We start from the raw sequence: 14,074 nt of genomic DNA, 5'->3' as shown, positions 1-14,074 counted from the left end.
ACCTCGCCACGCGGCCGGCGCATCATCGCGCACCCGCCACGACGGGCCGCCGCAGGACGGCAGGCATACGCTTGGACATGTCACTACCTCTCTCGACAGAGCAGGGGGAAGAGACAGAGGGCGGGGCTGCCGTCCGCCAAGACCTGACAGCCCCGCCCCCACCAGATGCGGCTACTGCGCCGCCTTCGCGGCCACGCCCGCCGGGGCACGCATCCCGGTCGCCCGCAGCGAATACGCCATCCGACCGTTGTTGCCCACGTACGGCGTGACGGTCATGCCGTCGAACTCCACCGCCTCGAACAGGCCACCCGTCGGCGGCACCGGCTGGTAGTCCGCCGAGATCTTCACCGTCGTCTCCCGCGACCGCTTCCCCAGCTCCGGATCCAGGTCCATCACCCGGACCTGCCACACCCGCTGGCCGGTCAGCTTGTCCTTCGCCGGGCTACGCCGGCCGGTCTTCTCGTCGTAGTCCTCGACCTCGCCCAGGGACTCGGGCACCAACGCGCACCCCGCCGGGAACACGTCCTCACACCGCACCGCGAACCTCGTGCCGCCTCGCAGAGCCATCGCTCAACCTCCACTTGTTAACTTGTCTGCCAAGTTGCGTCCAAGGTAGACGGCACTTGGCAGACAAGTCAACAAGCTTGCGCGGGAAGGTGTCAGTAGCTGCGATAGGCGGAGTGATAGCTAGGGCGATAGCTAGGGCGATAGCTAGGGCGATAGCTCTACTGCTAGCAGGTCTGCTAGCGGCTCTGCTAGCGCATCGGCAGCGTTCGACGATGGCGCAGGCGGTGGTGGCCGACGAAGCGATTGGCATGTTCCGCACCGCCACTACTGATATGCGTAACGCAGTAGATACTGCAACTGAAGGACGGCGTGTAGAGTGCACTTCTAAAGACTTGGTTTTAGAAGTTCAGAGCGTTGGACGTTCAACGCACTGACTACTCCCACAGAACGTGGTGGCCGATTGCGATGAGTGGAAGGTCGCCATGAAAGGACGGGCCCCCGCCATGGCCGCTGAAAGCAAAGGCGGGAGCCCGTGGAGGGGCCGACCTACCTAGGTAGGTCGGCCCCCGTCCCCATCGCGGAACATCGCCACGACTAGCGACACCACGATCGGTACGCTGAGCTTAAAGAGCCAGCTCAACGCACCCACCACGCGGCGACGCCAACGAGCGACGCTCCCTTGTGCCTGACCTCGCGATGTGCGCGGCCTGGACTCCCTGGGGGGCTTGGCCATACTTCACCTCCCTGCGGCGACATAAGTGATCGCACCCAGGATGGGAAGCGATCGTGCTAGTTGCGCGCCGCGTGGTCGGCCGAGTTTGACTCGGAAAGAATCATAGTCATACACGCGGGAAGAATCGCAACCGACGCCCAATAATTGCGGCGTGGTGGGATTCTTGGCCTCGATCTCTTAGTCATGAGCCGTGTCGTGCTTGACGTCTACTGGCGGCCCCTGTAACAGAGGACCGGCGAGGCACTTCAATGACCGCTAGCTTCAGGAGCTACTTCTCGGGTATCGGAGCGCTATGGGGCACAAGGACAAGCAGGACAATCGATCCGTCGACCAGCGCCACGCGCGTCCGCCGGGCGTGGATGACAAGACCATCGAGGCTCTGGGTGAACTCAGCAAGGCACTGGAGACGATCCACCGAGTGCGAGGGCACCTCTACTCGGCGCACCAGCTCGTCGGCGGCGCGGATCTCACTCTTGACCGGGTGGTGAAGCTGCTCCGCGAGGCCGGGCACGAGGAGATGGCCGACCGGGTCGAGCACGAGCTGTTGGGGCGCAACGTGCTACCCGGCCGCTGGACGTTCCAGATCGTGGAGGAGTTCGACGACGGCTACTACGCCGCGTTCCAGGAGATCGAGCGGGACGCGCGGGAGAAGCTGGCCGGCGGTCGGCGGCACATATTTGAGGCGGAGATGAAGGAGCGGCGGCGTACCCACGGGATGCCGGGGCACGAGGCTACGCCGTAGCGCTACCAGCGAAGCCGTTCGGGATCATCGAGGCCAAGGCGTTGGCTCGGGCCTCGATGATCCTCATTCGTGCCCGGTACTCGGCCGGTTCCCGGTGCGCGGCCTGGCTGGTGACCTGGCCGGGCCACTTGCGGTAGAGCAGGCCGTACTCCCGGGTGAAGTAGCCCGCTGTGACCGCGTTGGCGGCGAGCAGGAGGCCGGTGTCTTCGGAGGCAGGCAGCGCCATCCAACCGCCCAGGGCGAAGACGAGATCCCGCCGCAGGCACAGGGTCGCGGGGTGCACCGATGCCCGGTAGTCGTTGGCCTTCCAGAACGTCAGGACCGAACCGCGGTCGATGACTCCGCCGGCTGGGTCCTTGTCCCAACCGGCGGTCGATCCGTCGGGCAGCAGGTCGAGTACCCGCGAGGTGGTCCAGCCGATCTGCGGGTGCGCGTCGAACGCGGCGATGTCCCGGGCGAGCGCGCCGGGGGTCAACTGGTCATCGGCGTCCAGCACCTTGATGAGTTGCCCGGAGACCCGGGAAAGCGCGAGGGTACGGGCGACACCAGGTCCACCGGGACGGCCGGTGCCCAGACTGATCCGGGGATCGTCAGGCAGCGCGTCGACCAGGGCGCCGGTCTGCCCGTCCTCCTGGACGAGCCATTCCCAGTCCCAGCCGTCAGGCATCTCCTGCTTGGCCAACGACTCGTAGGCGCCACCCAGGTGCTCGATGCTGGGCGCGTGGACCGGAGTGATGACCGAAACGACCTGCGTCAAATCGGCCACCTTAGCAAGTGATGTCCGTCAAGTTGGTCAACATAGCAAGTGATGCCCGTCAAGTTGGCCATCTTAGCAAGTGATGGGAGTAAACAAGCTCGGTGCGGTCGCCCGGCATCACCACGTCGGCGACCTCGACGATTCGGCCGGTGGTGTCGATCGAGGTCTTCCGTACGGTGAGCACGGAGACACCCGGGTCAATGTCCAGCAACTCGGCCTCGTCCGGCGACGGCGGACGGGCGCGGATCTCGTCGTCGATTCGGTCCAGCTCGATGCCGAGCGTGTAGAGCTGGTGCTGTGTGCCGCCCGGCCACGGTTCCTTGCCCGCGTCGAGCAGGTCCGGGTTCGCGGCCACCAGGTCATACGGCAGGTAGGAGTACGACACGGTCAGCGGTGCGTTCTCGTGCCGCGAGGACGTCCAGTAGACCCGGCGCAGCAGCGGCGTTCCAGGCTCGACCTGCAAGGCCGCCGCCATCTCCGCATCAGCCTTCACCTGGGAGTACTCGGCGTGGAACTTCAGGTCATCGACGGTCAGGCCGGTGTCGTGCTCGGTGGCGCCAGTCTTCAGCCGCTCGTCCTCGTCGAGCAGGACGCGATCCTTCTCCCACTGGTACCGCTCGGTGTTGCGACGGCGTACCCGCTGGCGGGGTGCCCGCACGTAGGTGCCGCGCCCCTGCTCCGCGCGGACCAGGCCCCATTCCCGGAGCTGCCGGATGGCATTGCGGACGCTGGTACGCGACAGGCCCGAGGTGTCGGCCAACTCGGTCTCGCTGGGCATCAGAGTGCCGGGGGCCAGCTCGCCGCCCACGATCTTCGCCCGCAACTCTTCCGCGAGTTGCAGGTAGCGAGGGCGCCAGTCCCGGCCTTGCACACCGGTCACCGTACCCCCTAGACGTTCCAACGTCTGCCAGGTGGTCCCGCCGGCGGGCCGCTCAGGAACCGGCGGTACGGCTACCGCTGCTCGCGGTGGCCGCGCAGGGCGCAGGCCAGGAGTACGAGGAACGGCTACGCCGCGACGGCTGCTGCCGTTCACCGCGTCTCTCCAGCCTGCTCGCCGCCTTCTGCCGGTGTCAGCATCTCCAGTTGGGCGTATACCAGCTCGTCGATGAGCCGGTCCACCTGCGCGGACGACAGGAGTACGGTCTGCGTCGCGCCGTATCGGGTCGCGTCGAGCTTCACGGCCAGGTCCCGGCGGGCGAACCGGTCGACGACCAGTTGGACGGTGACCCAGCCGGTCCGCTCTCGCCCGATGGTGGTGAGAAGCCCTCGGTGCATCGGGTCGTTCGGTCCACAGCCTCGACACCACACCGGGCACACGACCGGCGCGATCGACGACGGCGACGGCCTCTCTGGGATGGCACCACCCTCACTCATCGCCGGCCACCTCCTGCCCGGTGACCTGGGCCAGCGATCCGCGAAGGTGCTCGACCAGTTGGGCCGCCTGCGGCAAGGACAGCTCCGCCCAGGCGTTCCCAGCCCGGCACGTCACATGAACACCGACCATGGGACCGCCCAGAGCCTCACTGCTGATGAGGTAGGTGACGACGAGCCCGCCCGCCCGACTCTCGCCGACCCGCCGCATGGGGCCGCGATGACGGCGGGCCATATGCGTCATCACGGGCGGCACCAGGTAGCCGCAGCGATCTGGGGCGCACCAGTCCGGATGGCTCGTGATTGGAGCCGGCTTGTTCGTACGACTCATCGCGGCCACCGCCCGCCGTTGCCTCGGAAGAGCTGGGCTCGCGTCATCAGCGGCGCATACCGGAGCGCAGGCAGTTCGCGGGTGGCGCCCATCGACCACCTCGGCGAGGAGATCGTAGAGTCCGCGCGCGGACTCGACCGAACGTTGCTGCTGGCACGCTGGGCAGATGGGTGCCTCCGAGACCACCAGGACGAGAGCCAATGGTGTCGACGATGGGAGCCGGACATCGCACCTCCACAGGTAGGCGGGGACCGGTGGCCAGCTACGGGGGAGTGCAGCCGGCCACCGGCCCGGATGAAGGCACGGCGCACCGTCCGACGCCGGACGGGTCGGGTATCGCCGAGCCAACTTGTACGCGCGGCTACCGCAACCGGTCCGACAGGACACCGCGCATCAGGTGCGATCAGGACAGGCGCGAAACCATCCCTGACACGGGCCGTCACCCCAGCCGCACATCAGGAAACGTATCTACAAGTGGACGAGTTGTCTAGACGTCGAAACAGGTAACTTGGTTGGCACTTGGTAAGACAAGTGCCAGGTACGGTGAGCAGGTGCCCACCCCGCACTACGGACAGCCCCGCTACCGCGTGATCGCCGACGAGCTGAGGGGACGCATCGCGAGCGGTGCCATTCCGCCCGGAGCGCTCTTGCCAGCCGAGAGCACGCTCACTGCAGAGTTCAGGGCAAGTCGCGGCACGATCCGCCAAGCCATAGCTGCCTTGCGCGAAGCAGGCTTAGTTGTCACTGAGCACGGCCGCGGGACTCACGTGAATCCCCGCTGGCACAAGACTCAGCGGGATGAGGTATCCGACACAGAAACGCGGCAGCGCCAGGTCGCGGCCGACGCGGAACTTGCGGACCTCTTCGCTGTCGAGGTCGGTACAGCCCTGGTTGAACAACAGCACCTCACCCGAACAAACGGAACCGTCGGAACAGTCGTTAGAACCTACCGACTGCATCCAACCAAGCAGTAACGCCGGGTCGCATCGAAAGGGACCACTGCAGTCGGGCAGGCCGTGACGGCTCGGCACCGCGGCATTCAGTACTGCCGCATATCCGACAACACATGGGCGCCACGAACGATGGCAACCGCTGATCATCGGCGACCGATCTCAAGGGTCCAGCGGCCGGGGTTACGTGACGCGCTTAGCTGCGAAGGCCGCAGTTGCGCCCATATGGCGGATCGCCTTCGACGCTCGACGGCCGGTAGCGTGCCAGTCGGTCACGTCAACGTCACCGTGGGAAGTGGGTGCTGAGATGACCGAAGCCGCAGGTGCCGCGGGCGCCGAGGGGCGGCCTGCCGCGACCAGGACGCAACACGCCGTTCGTGTGTTGGTTTTGCTTGCCGAGTGCGGAGAACCCGTACGGGACGGCGATCCGACGAACGCTGTGAGGGTTATCCGTAGCGAACTGAGACTCCAAGCCATGGACTTCTGGATGCGCAACCCGGACTACCTCGCCGATGAGCTGGTGACGTTGGTTGAGGCGGGAAAGATCCATGACGATCACCTCAAAGTCGCATGGTCGTTGCTCAATGACCCCGAGCCAGACCTTCGCTGGTACCCGATGCCGCGCTGGTTCTTTGGCGCCTACGAACAGCTCGACGATGCATTCGCCATGCTTGAGACATACGGTCTCGCAATGCTCCAGCGAACTGGGCAGCCAGGCAAAAAGAGCCAGCGCAACCAGTTCTTCCTGACGCAGGCGGGTGCCAACGCAGCCGTCGAATTGGCAGAGGAGCCCTTGCTCGGCTGGTACGCGAAACAGGTGAAGCGGGTGAAACTTGTTGCCGGCGATGATGTCGGTCAGCGTCTGAAAGACCGGCAGTATCAGCAAGCCACCTACGCGGGTACAGAGCTAGGCCTCGATATCGCCCCAATCGCCCCCCGGGTGCAGCAACGTCTCGCCGCTCTCAGGGCATCTGCGCTGACCCAATCGAGAACGACTGTCGCTGCTAGCGCAGACAGCACCGGAGGTTATGCGTGAGCACCCTTGCCGAAGAGATCGTCGGGATCCTCGCCAGGCGGCGTGGCGACAGACGACACCTTCTCGCTGCGGACGAAGTCGACGCGATCCTGGAAGACCTCAAGGTCCCAGCCTCGGCGACCAAAGCGATTCCAGTGCCGCTTCGCGTTGCGCGCATCCACTTCAGCGGGACCAAGCTACTCAAGCCGACACATCCCGACGCTCATGGCCGCGACGCCATCGAGGTCACTGAAGGCGCTTACCATAACCAGACCAGCATCACCGGAGCGGCCGAGGATGACATTTCCATCTTGTTCGGCGACGAGCCAGACGAGGTGCAGACGTCCGAAGACGAGGACGCGTCGCCCATACGACTCGTCCCCGTACCCTTCAGCTTCCAGTGGCGCCCGCAAGCCGGCGTCAATGGAATCGGCTCAGGTCGCAACCTGCGTGGCAAGTCGACAATACTCAACGTCCTCATGTGGTCGTTAACCGGTAGGTGTGCAAGGTTCCAGGATGACATCAAACAATGGATACAACACGTCGAAGTCGATTGGACCGTCGGCCCCGAGCGGCTGCAGGTCACCTTCGACAGCCGGGACGGCCACGCGACGGGGCAGGTGGTCAAGCTCGGCGACGTCGGTGTGCCCGACAGGCCCCACGTTTTGGGCGAGTTTGACGGCGACGACTTCGGAACGGTAATGGGCTCGCTCATGATGCCCCGCCTCCATCTGGAGCACATTCCTGTCTGGACTAACACCCAGAAGCGCATGCACGCATGGCCGGCCTACTCAAGCGCCTTCGTCGTCCGCGCCAACCAGCTAGACCCCATCGTCGGCAACGAACAAACCCTTGGCATCCGAATGATGCAAATGTTCGTCGGTACCGAGTGGGCACCCGCCCAAGCCGCCGCGACGACCGCCAGACGCGGGATGGAGGCCGAGCAGTCTTCTGCGGCGGCGAAAGCAATAGCCGCTGGGGACGCAGTGCGTCAAAACCGTTTGAACGCCCAGCAAACAGTCGACGCAGTGAAAGAAAAGGTTGCCGCGCTCCCGGCGGAGGATTCTGACCTGAAGACCGTACTGAACCTCTCGACTCGGGCCTCCGAGCTCGCACGGCAGGTGCATCTGCTCGAAGGCAAGCTGATTGCGCAAGCAGAACTCGCCGATACTGCGCGACAGCAGCTCAGAGCTGCTAAAGCCCGTCGCCACACCAAGCACGAAACCGCGCTTGCGACCAGATTCTTCCACCGCATGCGCCCCAGCGTCTGTCCGCGTTGCGCAGCCGAAGTGACAGCCGAGCGACAGGCGGCTGAGCCCACCAAACACGAATGCTCGGTCTGCACGAGTAGCCTCAATCTTGAGGCGCTCGAGTCTGACGTAATTGTCGCCGCATCGGTACCCACAGCAGTCACCTCGGCGCTCATGACCGGGGCCATAACCGCTGATACGGGCGATGATGGCCCCATCGACGAAATTGAGGCGGCTACGGCAGCGCTCAGCGCCGCTGAACAACGAACGACGATTCTCCAGCAGCAGATCCGCGACCTCGCTACCCAACGCGACACCGCTGCGGCAGAAGCCGAAGCCAGCCGTGGTCGGCTGCGCGCAGCCGAGAGCCGCCGAACTTTGGAAATCGAGCTAGCGCGCGCTGAAGGTGCCCTCGATGCACTGACCCAGTCGAGCGACCCCACCCTCATCGATCCGGTTGACCCCGTACGTGCAGCCGTGGCAGGTGCCGCAGAACAGATACTCCAAAAGTGGGTAAAAGATGAACAAGACCCGCTACTCAAGCTAATTTCCACCGACGTCGAGCGCCTAGCGGACAGCTTCGGGGCCAGCAACCTCAGCCGCGTCAGGCTAAACGGCGCTGCGAGCATGTCGATGCTCAAGGGCGCCCGGACTGTCACATACACCGACCTTACTGAAGGCGAAAAGCTCCGCGTCAAGATCGCCACTGCCATCGCACTCGTTAAGCATGGTTACGCAAACAACATCGGCCGACACCCCGGCCTGCTCGTCCTGGATTCCCCGGCAGCAGAAGAAATGCCCGAAGCAGACCTCGCGACAATGGTCGAAGCACTCCAAGCAGTCGCACAAGAGGCTGAGATGCAGATCTTCGTAGCGACCCGCAACGCCGGCCCCCTCGTTGCGCTCCTCCCCGCCGCCAGCAGGGTGGTAGCCGAAGGCGACAACTACGTGTGGTGACAACTGGCAAACTCGCCGCGCGGAAGTCCAAGATCCCACACTAGGCTCGCAGCACAAGCCAGGCTCGAGGAGGGACGCATGACAAACCCATCGTCCACCGACCTTGCCGGCGACCTCATGATATTGCTTGCCAAAGCTCCAGGCCGTCCCCCGGACATCAACGCACTAACCAGCCTCGGCGGCTGGGAACGCGTCGCCTCCGACGGCGCGGCGATGGCCGACAGCGCCGTACTCACCCCGCTCGTCGCGCTGGTCGTACAGGACGCAGCCGACCCCGCCAACCGAACAAGCGCCTACACCGCTGCGATGAGTGCGGTCACCACAGCCATAACGCGAACCAAGAACCCCTCCGTCTTCGCCGACAGCCTCAACACCCTACTGAGCTGTCCTGCAGCTCTTGCCGAGTCCCGAATCGGCCTAGCGACGGAGCTCGAGGATATAGTCAGAAGCTTCTGTAAACTCCTCAACCCGACCGATCGAGCGGCCCAGCGAGCAGCGGATGCCCTCGAAGGGCTCACTCGGCTGAGCCTCACCGACGATGACCCGCCATTCGACCTGTTTGCACTCCTGAAGAAGTTCGACGCACCTGCCCCAAAGCCAGTCGCAATAGCTGTCATTCGGGCGGTAGGTACCGTCGTCGACCACTGGCCGCATGCAGCGTCCCTAGCCCGTGTAGTTCGGTTAGTCGCCGGCATGGACAGGCCCTCGGGCGCAGTTCAGCACGACGTGGACCCGGAAGATGTTGCATCCGATGCTGCATGGGCATTAGCTGGAATCGAACTGATTGATGCACTCCGCGCATCCGACCTAGCAGCGATGGCCATGCACCTCGAAGCATCCGCGGCGTACCTAGACACCGCTCGAGACAACTACGAGCGCGAAGACGCGGACATTCTGCTCGCCGTCGTACAACTCCTGCTTTCATTACTCCAGCAATCAGGGGTGCCCCCAACCGTCACATCCCTGGCAACGCCGCACCTCGAGCCGCAAGCTCTCGAGCACCTTAGCGAACGCGTCCGCAGGATCAACGTCACGTCGATCGGGCTGAATCACTGGTACGGCGACCCGAAACGAGCAGCACTTGCTGCTTGGAGCCGATTAGCCGACGACTTAGGGAGGCTTCGACAAGAATTTGACCGCAACAGCTTTTACAAAGCTGCAGTAGTCGTGGACCACCTATTGCAGATCTACGTTGGTTCCCGCTCAGTGGAAGTCGTACGCCGCGAAGACGATATCGATGGACTTTTAAGCCTCGTGCAGCCGATCATCGAAACGGGGTTCGCCAGAACCGCTGGCCTACTAAGCAACCTCGAAGATCACACTGAGGAGCTTGAACAACGAGTTAGTGCAGCTACCACCGTCGACCAGCAGGTCATCCTGTCCGAGCAACTTGAGGCGGCTCGCGCAGTCCTGACTGCTGCTCGATCGCACGCCCTTGGCGGAGCTGGTCAGGGAAAAGGCGGCGGCGGTACGGCAGACATGCCGCTGCCGCCGCCACTTAGCCAACTCGTTCCAGCCGGATCAAGAGCGGCCAACGACCTTGGAACGCTATCGGAAGTCACCCTAGGCGAACTCGCCCGAGCGATTGACGACCGGACTATTGGTAGACGCAGCCTCAACTTGATCGAGACGGAAATCTTCTCGCGTATTCGAGCTGCCCTCGCTTCAAGCCCCGACTACCGGCACGAAGCGGCAATCACAATCGACGAGCTCTTACGAATCGTAATCCGATTCGTAACGACGCGAACAAATAGGCAATCCGACCGGTTCCCATACCTGTTTGACCCTGCGGCCAAAGAAGACAGCATCCACCATGATCTCGATGGCTACCTCACGCTGAGTGACCTCGGATCAACCGTTGAATACGAAGTCCAGCATGTTGCGGGCGGACGTATTGATCTGCGGCTCAAGTTCGACGGCTTTGCGATCCATATCGAGATGAAGGTCGATTCAACCAAAGTGCCCATGAGCGACAAGACTGCCTACCTCAAACAGGCCGCAGCCTATCAGGGTACCGACATCCGAATCGGGTTCCTCGTCGCCCTACGACACAAGGCGTTCGATCCGACAGGGCCTGCGCCGCACCTGAGCGAGTTGATTGGGCATACCACGTTCGACATCGAGGGAGACCGTACACCGAGACACATCATCACAGTTCAGGTGCCAGGTAGCCGAACGAAGCCCTCGGACATGAGATAGCTATGCAACGTGATGAGCAACAGATCTGACGATTTCGGCGCGTCAGGTTCGAGGCCGGCAGGCAGTCGGATTACTAATATCGTAACGCCATTCAGCCCAGGAGATTACCCGTCCCGAGCGCGGGAAGGAGGGCTCCCGTCGCGGTTAGAGGGCGCTTGGGCACCAGGCCGGCATCCTCCATAACCCGCCTTCCTGCAGGGCAGCGCTCATTAAATGCGACTGATCGCATCGTGTTCTACCGCCGCTTCATACCAAAGGCGATCGTCCTGATAGTCGGCCTCACCGTCATGGAACCTCCTTCCCCACTCTCTTGCCCTCTCGTGGATGGCAGTTCGTCCATCGCCAGGCACAAGGCACCTTAGGCCGGGAGTGGAGCGCCGGAATCCCTTGAACAAGAGTCCCAGGGGCGAAGTGTTCTCGGGATACCCTAAACGCCTCGCGATAGTCGGCCTGAGCGGTCCGTCGCCTCTAATGGCGCGTAGGACCAGCGCCCAATCTTTACTGTCGAACTGAAAAGCGTCCTTCGAGTAATTGACACTCACGTGGTCACAATGAATCTCGCCAACGATACGCCCGGCATGGGGCACATCCAGGGGATATTCCACCTCGCTTTGCCCGGTGTCGGGATTCTCCCAGGAGAAGGCGCGACGATCTCTAGTCAGGATCTTCCGCCCATGGCTGATGAAATCGATTCCGAAGTCGGTCGAGTCGACGTAGCGCTGGATCCCGAGCCAGCCCCAGATCCGACGCTCTTGTCGCCGCGAAGAAGCACCTCCACATGATTCGCATAGGGCAGCCTCGCCCACGTCGGCGCGACTGTAGTCGCAGTCATGGCATATCAGGAGATCGTCAAGGCGGTGATCCACCTGAATCACCGCAGGTATCTGTAGTCCAGCTTGGACGACACTGCGGTTCTCATTCCATACGCAATGCCTTCGCGGAGTTACCTCAGTCCCGTTGATTGTCAACTCGATCATGCCGCTGTCGATCTGATGACTGTATATGTCACCAAGTTTGGTCGCGAGCTGGCGCGGTCGACGTTTGAGGCTTTCCACCAGATCGCGCTTTAGGTCTTCGAATATGAATTCTGTGCCACTAATGGTTGCCTCTGCTGCGTGATCACGGTTGACCAGGACACTCAAATGCGAACCAGAGCTAGTCGTCCGCAGGTCGGAAGTAGCTTCTGTCCACAGTTCTTCGGCCAACCGAGTCGACCGAACGGTGACTTTCGATCCCAAATGGACGGCACTCAAGATGAATCCCAGACCGACGGTGTTGTCGACGGCATGCGGAATCCGCCTGATCCAAGATCCCTTGATGAGCTCCCGAACCTCGTGCTCCGAAAGGCCCTGGCCATTGTCCGCTACTCGTATTCGAGTGGCGTCCCGTCCATCCGATGGGTCGGGAAGAGCGATCTTTATCGCCAATGGACCGACTTCGCCATCCGGCGGCGTCGCGCTTCGATGAATCATCACGGCAAGATCTACAAGTTCCGCGACACATTGCCACGGGGCCAGAGCGATTCCGCCCAAAGCGGCGATGACACCTCGATCCACGCTGTGCGTTTCCATGTGCGGCACCGCTCGCAGGGACGGACTGTAGGCCGGCCTCTCGTCGGACTCTCCCAACCGCCGGCCGAGGCCATCGAGCACCTCGGCCGCATCGCCGAGAAGCCGGTCGGCCTCGCGTGCGATCTTGTCGGCGACGTCCTCGTCGGTCGTATTCATCAAGGTATAGGGTGGTTCGTCCCGGTCACGGGGCGGTTCGATGACTCTTCCGTCGGGGTTGTCCCGTGGGTAATCGACCATGACCAGGCGTTCGAGAACGCGCGACTGCTGCTCTGTGGCTCGGTCTCGCAACAGGCCGGCACGGCGCAGCTGCTGTTGTGCTTGGGCGAGTTGCCGTTCCGCCCGCCGCCGCTTCTCCTCGGCGATGACGAGCCGTTGCTCAATCTCCGCCAGTTGCCGCCGGTTGATCTCCAGCTCGAGCTTGACCGCCAGCTCTTTCTCGGATTCCTCGCGCAGCCGGTCGCGTTCCTCAGTGAGGACCGAGATCGTCGTGGAGAAGCCGCCGAGAACGAAGATCAGCCCGGATACCAGCGCCTGGCTCTTCTCGGTCGCGAGTTGTGCCTGCCTCCTGTACTCGTCGGCCTCCCGATAGGCCCGCACCAGCTCACCAGTCACCTGCGACAGAACAGAATCCGATTGGCCGTTGTTCGAGGATCCTTTGACGGCAAGCCGCAACGACCTGTCGGCCAACTCCCACAGTCTGCGCGCCTCAGCATCCGCCAATTGCCTTACATGCCGCTCCCTTGGCGTGACGGCCCCCACCAGAGCTCGCACGAGATTCCACTCGGGTGCCTTCGCGCCGTTCAGGGCCCTTGAAATGGCATCTTTGCTGTACGGCAGCTCGTGACCGAGATCGCGCAGCGTCTTACCGCTCGCGTCCACCCGCTCACGCAGCCAGCTTGCAAGTCGATGGCAGTCCGGTGTCCCGTCGAGTAGCGGTGCCCACGGCCTACCGCCCTTACGCCCAAGACGGGGCGCCATCCTCACCGCCTTTTGTCTCAGGTTGTCGCTGCGACAACGTGGGATGTCCGCAATCACAGGACCGTGAGCTGCGGCTACGCATCTTCCGCCTACCGGACAACTGCGACTCCTGAAGATGCTAGTCACATCGATGTCAACACGGAACAGGAAGGCAGCGTGGCGATGGAGTCCCCGTCAAGCGAGTTGGAGCCATCGGTGAGCGGTAGGCAGCCCAGTGATGTGGTCGGCGATGCCCTGTCGAGCTGGCAGCGGACTCTGCGTCTTTGTGTGCTCCTGCTGGCCGCATCGCCGGTTGCGGGCGTGATGCTGGTAGTGCTCCTCGCTGCCCGCCAATGACCTCCACACCGCTGGGAGGTCGCTTACTCTTCTGGCGCGGCGAGCGCGCTCAGGTGTCGAGGATCAGCTGGTGAACGATTCTCGCACTTCAGTCGAAGGGGACATGATCCCCGCCAAGCTGCTGCCGATTCCTTCTGTTTTGGATCAAGGCGCCGCGCTTCGCGCGACGCGGGCGGTGAGCCGGCCGGCGGCAAGCCGCCCCGGCCGCCTGCGGCGCCGGGGCGGAGAGCCACCGACTGCCGCCGGATCGCCGCCCCGAAGTCGACTGATCAGACGCACCAACCACGGCCAGGCGGCACGGAAGCTGGCAGGTCAACCTGATCGAGGGCGAGGGCTTCCGGCTGCCGCGCCAGTCCAACCCCGGGACTGGCTTGCCC

12 protein-coding genes are annotated in these 14,074 nt (G+C 63.4%); 6 read left to right on the top strand and 6 right to left on the bottom strand.

The window, feature by feature from the left end:
* Positions 1-171: 171 nt before the first annotated feature.
* Positions 172-567, bottom strand: coding sequence for a hypothetical protein (locus tag IF46_RS0118190; protein ID WP_030489556.1), 396 nt, complete (start codon positions 565-567; stop codon positions 172-174).
* 212 nt (positions 568-779) lie between these two features.
* Here IF46_RS0118190 and IF46_RS34450 point away from each other — a divergent pair, with 212 nt between their 5' ends.
* Both IF46_RS34450 and IF46_RS0118185 read left to right on the top strand, forming a co-directional pair.
* Positions 780-941 carry a hypothetical protein gene (locus IF46_RS34450; protein ID WP_157563138.1) on the top strand — a complete coding sequence of 54 codons (162 nt, stop codon included), beginning with the start codon at positions 780-782 and terminating at the stop codon, positions 939-941.
* Between the two features lie 591 nt (positions 942-1,532).
* Positions 1,533-1,982 (top strand): hypothetical protein, encoded by a 450-nt coding sequence (locus IF46_RS0118185; protein ID WP_030489555.1) that lies wholly within the window; start codon positions 1,533-1,535, stop codon positions 1,980-1,982.
* On the opposite strand, the gene IF46_RS0118180 is transcribed toward IF46_RS0118185, so the two are convergent.
* The 4 genes from IF46_RS0118180 to IF46_RS35220 all read right to left on the bottom strand — a co-directional run bounded on the left by IF46_RS0118180 (position 1,972) and on the right by IF46_RS35220 (position 4,441).
* Positions 1,972-2,748, bottom strand: coding sequence for a glycosyltransferase family 2 protein (locus IF46_RS0118180; protein WP_030489554.1), 777 nt, complete (start codon positions 2,746-2,748; stop codon positions 1,972-1,974). The two genes, IF46_RS0118185 and IF46_RS0118180, sit on opposite strands and share 11 nt — an antisense overlap.
* 49 nt (positions 2,749-2,797) lie before the next feature.
* On the bottom strand, positions 2,798-3,619 hold the full coding sequence (locus IF46_RS0118175) for a GntR family transcriptional regulator (protein ID WP_030489553.1): 822 nt from the start codon (positions 3,617-3,619) through the stop codon (positions 2,798-2,800).
* Positions 3,620-3,768: 149 nt separating this feature from the next.
* Positions 3,769-4,014 carry a hypothetical protein gene (locus IF46_RS0118170; protein ID WP_030489552.1) on the bottom strand — a complete coding sequence of 82 codons (246 nt, stop codon included), beginning with the start codon at positions 4,012-4,014 and terminating at the stop codon, positions 3,769-3,771.
* A gap of 91 nt (positions 4,015-4,105) precedes the next feature.
* Complete coding sequence (locus tag IF46_RS35220) at positions 4,106-4,441, bottom strand: hypothetical protein (protein ID WP_232234080.1); 336 nt, start codon at positions 4,439-4,441, stop codon at positions 4,106-4,108.
* A 551-nt stretch (positions 4,442-4,992) separates the two neighbouring features.
* Between IF46_RS35220 and IF46_RS33840 the strand changes: the two genes are divergently transcribed.
* From IF46_RS33840 to IF46_RS34445, 4 genes are all read left to right on the top strand, one after another.
* Positions 4,993-5,415, top strand: a complete 423-nt coding sequence (locus IF46_RS33840; RefSeq protein ID WP_198041465.1) for a GntR family transcriptional regulator — start codon at positions 4,993-4,995, stop codon at positions 5,413-5,415.
* A gap of 451 nt (positions 5,416-5,866) precedes the next feature.
* The gene (locus IF46_RS32605; RefSeq protein ID WP_051723994.1) at positions 5,867-6,427 is read left to right on the top strand and encodes a hypothetical protein; all 561 of its coding nucleotides are present in this window, start codon (positions 5,867-5,869) and stop codon (positions 6,425-6,427) included.
* A complete protein-coding gene (locus tag IF46_RS0118150) occupies positions 6,424-8,613 on the top strand; it encodes an ATP-binding protein (protein WP_030489549.1) in 2,190 nt (729 codons plus the stop codon). Before IF46_RS32605 ends, IF46_RS0118150 begins: the two co-directional genes overlap by 4 nt.
* Before the next feature lie 78 nt (positions 8,614-8,691).
* Positions 8,692-10,812, top strand: coding sequence for a hypothetical protein (locus IF46_RS34445; protein ID WP_157563134.1), 2,121 nt, complete (start codon positions 8,692-8,694; stop codon positions 10,810-10,812).
* 209 nt (positions 10,813-11,021) lie between these two features.
* On the opposite strand, the gene IF46_RS34440 is transcribed toward IF46_RS34445, so the two are convergent.
* Positions 11,022-13,262: a hypothetical protein gene (locus tag IF46_RS34440; RefSeq protein ID WP_157563131.1), complete on the bottom strand. Its 2,241-nt coding sequence runs from the start codon at positions 13,260-13,262 to the stop codon at positions 11,022-11,024.
* Between the last annotated feature and the right edge of the window lie 812 nt (positions 13,263-14,074).

The organism is Micromonospora chokoriensis, from assembly GCF_000718555.1.
GTDB lineage: Bacteria > Actinomycetota > Actinomycetes > Mycobacteriales > Micromonosporaceae > Micromonospora > Micromonospora chokoriensis_B.
This window is presented reverse-complemented; position numbering and strand designations above follow the sequence as displayed.

Coding starts and splice junctions, on each gene's coding strand:
- IF46_RS0118190 (WP_030489556.1), bottom strand. CDS start 567: ATGGCTCTGCGAGGCGGCACGAGGTTCGCGGTGCGGTGTGAGGACGTG.
- IF46_RS34450 (WP_157563138.1), top strand. CDS start 780: ATGGCGCAGGCGGTGGTGGCCGACGAAGCGATTGGCATGTTCCGCACC.
- IF46_RS0118185 (WP_030489555.1), top strand. CDS start 1,533: ATGGGGCACAAGGACAAGCAGGACAATCGATCCGTCGACCAGCGCCAC.
- IF46_RS0118170 (WP_030489552.1), bottom strand. CDS start 4,014: ATGCACCGAGGGCTTCTCACCACCATCGGGCGAGAGCGGACCGGCTGG.
- IF46_RS35220 (WP_232234080.1), bottom strand. CDS start 4,441: ATGAGTCGTACGAACAAGCCGGCTCCAATCACGAGCCATCCGGACTGG.
- IF46_RS32605 (WP_051723994.1), top strand. CDS start 5,867: ATGGACTTCTGGATGCGCAACCCGGACTACCTCGCCGATGAGCTGGTG.
- IF46_RS34445 (WP_157563134.1), top strand. CDS start 8,692: ATGACAAACCCATCGTCCACCGACCTTGCCGGCGACCTCATGATATTG.